The sequence below is a fragment of the Hyella patelloides LEGE 07179 genome, assembly GCF_900659865.1.
Classification (GTDB): domain Bacteria; phylum Cyanobacteriota; class Cyanobacteriia; order Cyanobacteriales; family Xenococcaceae; genus Hyella; species Hyella patelloides.
The window spans coordinates 1-5,245 of the sequence record NZ_LR214143.1; the positions used below are offsets into that span (position 1 = coordinate 1).

Sequence of the window (5,245 nt, forward strand, 5' to 3'; positions counted from 1 at the left end):
TCTTCTAATTTTTTATTGCTAAGAGCTTCGCTAAAGGTGATAGTGCGTGGTTGAGCAGCAATACTGACTCCGTTAGTATAGTTTAATTGAGCAGCACCAGGATTTAATATTGGCTGCTGTGACAATTCCCAATCTTTCGGAATAATACCGCTAAATTTGAGAAAGTCTTGGCTCATCATTGTAGGGGTCAAATCTTGAGCAGCAATCACAATTCCTATTTCTTCTATAGTGCTGATAGAAGAAGACGATCCATTTAGAGACTGGGTGTTAGAAGATTCCATACTAATAATTTGAGCAACATACACAAGTATTATATATAAGTTGAAAATGCCCAAACCGCCAAGCAAACTCACGATTTGGACACAATTAAAATAAATATCATATATCCAAATTACAACTTAAATTAGCGTGCAGTAATTGGGTTTGGTGTTTGTCTGATGTTTCCTACAGATGTTCCTTGTTGCAAAATCTGAAGTGCTTTAGCATATTGGGGGTCGGCCTCAGTTCCCCACAAAGTAGGATTAACGTTAAAGGTCATCTGTTGTTCCGCAGTCAGATCTATATTAATGTCTGGTGCAATGCCTTTATAGTTGATATCTTGACCACTGGGGGGATAGTAACGAGCAATAGTAACAGCTAAGCCAGAGCCGTTGGATAAAGAATGAACCGACTGTACTGTTCCCTTACCATAAGTTCGAGTACCCACAATGGTAGCACGGCCATTTTCTTTGAGTGCGCCAGCCAATATTTCACTAGCACTAGCAGAGTAACGGTCTACTAAAATAACCAGAGGAAGATCGGTCAAAGCTTTACCGTTGGCAGAAAACTTTTGATTACCTCCTTTACGGTCTATTGTAGAAACAATTGCTCCTTTTTCTAACCACATTCTAGCTATTTCTACGCTAGAGAACAACAATCCTCCTGGGTTTCCCCTTAAGTCTAAAACAAAACCTGTTACTTCTTTACTATTAAGATCTTCAATAGCTTTTTCCATTTGTTCTGCTGCATGAGAACTAAATTCGTCCAGTTTGATATAGCCAACTCTTGTGCGACCTGCTTCGCTGAGGTTGTAATCAACAGAAGGTAACTCAATTTGTTCTCTAACTAAGGTGAGGTCGAAAGTTCGTGTCGCCTCTGCTCCCAAACGAGAAATTTGCAGATTAATTTCTGTGCCTACTTCTCCTTTAATTTGTTTTGAAGCTTGCTCCAAACTCATCAAAGAGGTAGGCTTGCCATCAATGGCTAGTATTTTATCTCCTTCCTTAATTCCTGCTTTTTCGGCAGGAGAGTTAGTTATGGGTTCAACTACTATCAATTCGCTCGTTTTTTCGTCGAAAGAAAGGCGAATCCCAATCCCTGAAAGTTCTCCTGAAGTTTGACTGGTTAGTTCAGCAAACTCTTCTGGATCGAGGAAACGAGTGTAGGGGTCTCCCAAAGTTTTCAGAGAGTCGCCAATTGCTTTGTAAGCTGCTTGAGAATCAGCGTATTCTTTGCTGAGGAGTTCTTGACGTTGCTGTAACCAATCAACTTGATTGAATTTACGATCTACAAATTCGTTGTTAACAAGTTGCCAGACTTCATCCACTAAAGTTTTCGGACTATCTTCTAAAGCAGCTTTGACCGATGAACCTGTATACATCATCAAAGCAGATGTTGCGATCGCCGTAGTGAAGAATTTTGCTGTCATCATTCGACTAAAAATAGATCGTCTAGAAGTTTGATTCATATTCAAGAATAATTGGGTAGTTTGAGCTGAAATTTTGCCTGCCTTGAATCACAGATTATTCCGCTTTTTCCCGACAGAAACGGCATCCGATCTTTGAACTAGATCGAGAATTATTACCTAAATGCTATTTTTTAGTTTTATTGTACTCAACAATTACGCCCCAACTTCATACTCAATGCTAAAAACCATAGATAAAAATCCAGATAAGGTTAGCCAGAAAATACTTAAGCACAACTTATGTATACAAATGGTTACATTTAGCTGTCGCCATTATGAAATTGAGTTAATAACTTGATATTTTCATTCTATACACAAATTATCTCGCTCTAACTCTATGTATAACATTTTACTCTTTATTCAAGGAGCGACTGAAGTAAACAGTAAAACATAGCTTTCTTTTAGAAGCTTAAGAGATTATTATGGGCAAAAACCGCAAAATCAAGTAAGATACGGCGATGGATTGCACCTAAATATCTTTCTTCTTTTGCTTGGTGAGAATAATGGCGACCAAGTTGAATACTATTAAGGGGAACTAAATCTAAATCCCAACCCTCATTAAGTTCTAAAGAATCTACGCTGACCGTTAAAGGAGCAAAAAAAATATGACGAGTAACCTTTGTATCATTGTAGCAGCGAAACAAAGTTGGCTCTGTAACCAAATAATTAATTTCTTCTTTAACTTCTCTGATTAATCCCGCTTCAGGAGCTTCTTCTAACTCTAAATGTCCCCCAAATAATCCCCATTGACCAGGATAAAGAATACCCTCTTTGTCATCTCTTAACTGCATTAAGAAATGTTGATTGTGATATAGCACAGCCATTGCTACAGGTATTGGAATAAGCTTCATTTTTTTCTAATGTGTATTTTTCAAATTAATGTGTATTTCTGGGGTGTGTAAATACTTCAGTGTAAACAGCAATTAAATCGTTTTTTTAGCGGAAAAACTAGACTAGGCTGGTAATCGGCAAGAAAAATTCAGTAACATTACAGATTATCAGTAAAATAAAGTTTGGTTATCCGATGAACTATTTATATTTTTTATCGTCAGAAATACCTGTTAACTGTAGGTTAAAATCCCCTTAAATAATTATGAAAAAAGTTGTATATATGGGACTTGCTGCTAGTGCGATCGCTTTAAGTGCCAATTCTCTTAGTGCTAAAGAAAGTTATGGTCAAAACTCCCCTGACACTACATTTGTTTGCAGCACAGAAAACACGGCCTCTACTATGTACGCTTACACACCTGGGAAAGCAGTACTTACTCCCCTCATCAGTTGGTACGAAGAGTATTTATTGCCAGAAACCTCCAGCGCAGAAGTTTGCCAACAGGTGGCAACAAAGTTACAAGAACTTTCCCAAGAAAGAACCACTAGATACATTGCGACACAAAAACAAGAAGACCAAACCTTAGTTTGCATGGTAACTCGCGAAAATGATGACTGTAGTTCAGATGATAGTGAAAATTTATTTGGAGTCAATCCTAACTACAGCCCTGTTTGTGTTTTAAATCGCTTTGAGCCTATAGAATGTACTGCCATAGTGATGCAAAAAAGAGGCGCGATTATGCCTGAATCTGCTAATTCTCCCTACAGACCTATCTGGTGGCCCTGGTAGAGCAAATTGATACATATGTTTTTCATGATTTACCTAAATCACCTGTTAATTAAGAGCCTTGCGTCATCAAAATTAGGATTAGTCCTCTAATTTACATTTTGTAAAAATGCGATGCTGAGACAATCCTAGTTATCAAAATTAGCTATTCGTATTTTTAGAGCAGCTTTCAATATCTTGTGTATATTTGCTGATTACTCAGGCTGAATTTATTGGCGACAAATTTACACTTGAGCTATATCCTAAAGCTGTTTATTCAGCTTAGTTAAATGTTTGTTACTTGAACAAGTTTATTCAGGACAACACCGTACAAAAAAATTACATTAAGTAATTCGAGTATTTTATCTAGCAAATTTAAGTACTCATAACCCTCTAACCTGAAATAAAAAACAATTAACACTTGGCTGAAAACTATTACGTAAAATTTAAGGTACTACGATTGAAAACCTCTATCAAATTATCAATTGGCTACATAATATTTAATTTTTTTTATCATGTTGAAGATAGTCTTGCTCAAAGTCTAAACTTCAAATATACTCAATCCCAATCGAATATCAGTTGGAATAGCTCAAACACAATATCAAGAACTGATTCCGAAATAAAAATAAACGATTCTGGATTGCCATCACTACGTCGTAACCCTCGTGAAGGAGAAGGTAGATTTGAACCACAGCGCATACCATTATTTATTCCTGTTGAAGATAATTATCGTATATCACCTGGTGTTACTATCATGAATCCTTCAGGTTACGGAGCTTCTTGGGGAAGTGCAGGTATTGGATTCGGTTTGCAAGAAAGAGTTCGTTTTCGTGATGAAGCTGATGGTGTTTTTGGTTTAGGATTTGGTTTAGGAAATCCTCAAAAAAATATTGGCTTTCAAGTCGGAATCAGCTTAGTAGACCTTGACGATCCATTTAGAGATGGAGCTATTAATCTTAAGTTGCATCGCCGTCTACCAAAAGATTTGAGTATTGCAGTTGGTACTCAAGGAGCAACTACCTGGGGAAATACAGATGGTGGTTCTTCAGTTTATGGGGTAGTTACCAAAAGGTTTGTTCTCAAAGAAGATCGAACTCAACCATTTAGTGAAATATCTACCTCTCTGGGTATTGGTGGTGGACAGTTTCGTTCAGAATCAGATATTGATAATGGAGTTGAGTCCGTGGGAGTATTTAGTAGCGTATCTCTCAGAATTGTTCAACCATTAAGTCTGATTACAGAATGGACTGGTCAAGATATGACTATTGGAGTTTCTTTTGTCCCGTTTCGTCGTCTTCCTCTTGCCGTAGTTCCCGCAGTTACCGATATTACTGGCTCTGCTGGAGATGGAGCAAGATTCATTTTTGGTATTGGCTATAGTTTTTCTTTTTAAAGTAATTTTTCAAAATACAAATCTCAATCATGAAAGTACTTTCTAATTTAATTAAAATCAGTCTTGTTTTTACCTGGTTATTAACAAGCAGCAGCGCGGTTCGATCTCAGAGCAGAAATATGTCTGATATCACAGGACCCAACCCAGGAGAAATAGTTGACCCAGAGCCTACTCCTGGAAATAATGATGGGGGAGATCCAACTCAAGATCTCGATCCTACTCCCACTACGGGAAATGGTGGTGGTGATGGAGGAGATCTTGGTAGTGACCCCGACTCTCCTACGGTAGATGGTGGTGATGGAGGAGATCTTGGTAGTGACCCCGACTCTCCTACGGTAGATGGTGGTGATGGAGGAGATCTTGGTAGTGACCCCGACACTGATATAGATAGTGGTGATGGAGGAGATATTGGTAGTGACCCCGACACTGATATAGATAGTGGTGATGGTACAGATGTTGGTAGTGACCCCGACACTGATATAGATAGTGGTGATGGAGGAGATATTGGTAGTGACCCCGACACTGATGTAGATAG

4 protein-coding genes and 2 pseudogenes are annotated in these 5,245 nt (G+C 38.1%); 3 read left to right on the plus strand and 3 right to left on the minus strand.

Annotated elements, in window-relative coordinates; all coding sequences use genetic code 11:
• The 3 genes and pseudogenes from H1P_RS30900 to H1P_RS30910 all read right to left on the minus strand — a co-directional run.
• Window positions 1–305: pseudogene (locus H1P_RS30900) on the minus strand (hypothetical protein); the annotation flags it as partial.
• Between the two features lie 98 nt (window positions 306–403).
• A complete protein-coding gene (gene ctpB / locus H1P_RS30905) occupies window positions 404–1,726 on the minus strand; it encodes a carboxyl-terminal processing protease CtpB (protein ID WP_144874968.1) in 1,323 nt (440 codons plus the stop codon).
• A gap of 398 nt (window positions 1,727–2,124) precedes the next feature.
• Window positions 2,125–2,574, minus strand: a complete 450-nt coding sequence (locus H1P_RS30910) for an NUDIX hydrolase (protein ID WP_144874970.1) — start codon at window positions 2,572–2,574, stop codon at window positions 2,125–2,127.
• Between the two features lie 242 nt (window positions 2,575–2,816).
• Between H1P_RS30910 and H1P_RS30915 the strand changes: the two genes are divergently transcribed.
• The 3 genes and pseudogenes from H1P_RS30915 to H1P_RS30925 all read left to right on the plus strand — a co-directional run.
• Complete coding sequence (locus H1P_RS30915) at window positions 2,817–3,341, plus strand: COP23 domain-containing protein (protein ID WP_144874972.1); 525 nt, start codon at window positions 2,817–2,819, stop codon at window positions 3,339–3,341.
• Window positions 3,342–3,957: 616 nt separating this feature from the next.
• Window positions 3,958–4,710 carry a hypothetical protein gene (locus tag H1P_RS30920; protein WP_186376242.1) on the plus strand — a complete coding sequence of 251 codons (753 nt, stop codon included), beginning with the start codon at window positions 3,958–3,960 and terminating at the stop codon, window positions 4,708–4,710.
• 119 nt (window positions 4,711–4,829) lie between these two features.
• A pseudogene (locus H1P_RS30925) lies at window positions 4,830–5,245 on the plus strand (MSCRAMM family adhesin SdrC); the annotation flags it as partial.

What these genes read in the sequence shown, in the direction of transcription:
- ctpB (WP_144874968.1), bottom strand. Translation starts at nt 1,726, where the DNA reads ATGAATCAAACTTCTAGACGATCTATTTTTAGTCGAATGATGACAGCA.
- H1P_RS30910 (WP_144874970.1), bottom strand. Translation starts at nt 2,574, where the DNA reads ATGAAGCTTATTCCAATACCTGTAGCAATGGCTGTGCTATATCACAAT.
- H1P_RS30915 (WP_144874972.1), top strand. Translation starts at nt 2,817, where the DNA reads ATGAAAAAAGTTGTATATATGGGACTTGCTGCTAGTGCGATCGCTTTA.